The sequence below is a fragment of the Paraburkholderia sp. J10-1 genome, assembly GCF_905220165.1.
Classification (GTDB): Bacteria; Pseudomonadota; Gammaproteobacteria; order Burkholderiales; family Burkholderiaceae; genus Paraburkholderia.
The window spans coordinates 1-695 of the sequence record NZ_CAJMYW010000063.1 but is presented as its reverse complement, the minus strand read 5'-3'; the positions used below and the strand labels follow the sequence as shown (position 1 = coordinate 695).

Annotated in this window: 1 protein-coding gene and 1 pseudogene; both read right to left on the bottom strand. The window is 59.4% G+C overall.

What is annotated here, in order from left to right; translation table 11 throughout:
• Positions 1 to 431, bottom strand: a 431-nt coding sequence (locus U5A65_RS40695) for a helix-turn-helix domain-containing protein (protein WP_321949721.1), incomplete at its 3' end; no start/stop codon positions are given.
• Between the two features lie 72 nt (positions 432 to 503).
• Positions 504 to 695, bottom strand: a pseudogene (locus U5A65_RS40690) (hypothetical protein); the annotation flags it as partial.

The window sequence follows — 695 nt, the reverse complement described above, 5'->3', positions numbered from 1 at the left end:
GCGATATCGCCATCGGTTGACTCCTTGCGGACCTCGGCGAGATCAGCAGCGTGAGCGCCCCGAATGGTTTCCAGGAGTTCCGGTGCCTGGACCAATGCAGCCAGTACGGCACGATTGGCGGAATGTGGCTGGCTGGCAGTTTCACGCATCACGGCAATCTGCGCGAGCAGGACCGGCTCCTTGACCGAAACATCGCAGGAATTCAGGTATCCGAGTGCGAACTCTTCAAGGTACCGCCTCTGGAACTCCAGCAATGCCAGCAGGATTCCGTCCTTTGTGCCGAACTGATGGAGAAGCCCCCCCTTGCTGATGCCGCTCTCGCGGGCGAGTGCATCGAAGGTAAGTGCGTTGAGGCCATCCCTCGAAAGGATGGTCAGAGCGGCCTTGAGGGCCGTGTTTCGGGACCGTTCTGAGCGGGTCGCGTTATCCATTATTGGCGGCTCACTGGAATGTCTGGTGTCAGTTGCAACTTCCTGGTCGCAACCTCATCGGTTATCGGGGTATCAGTTGCCATCTGGTATCTTGATAAACCGCGTCCATGCGTCATCGTCAAGCAGTCGGTCAAACAGATGAGCGCGCTCCTTGTCCGACAAGGGGGAAAGGCCGAACAGCGCATACAGTGCGAGGCCCCATGCCGCCTCCCAGCGCAACAGCGCGAGTTCAGGATCGGCGGCCTCTTCCCTGATCTGCCGGAC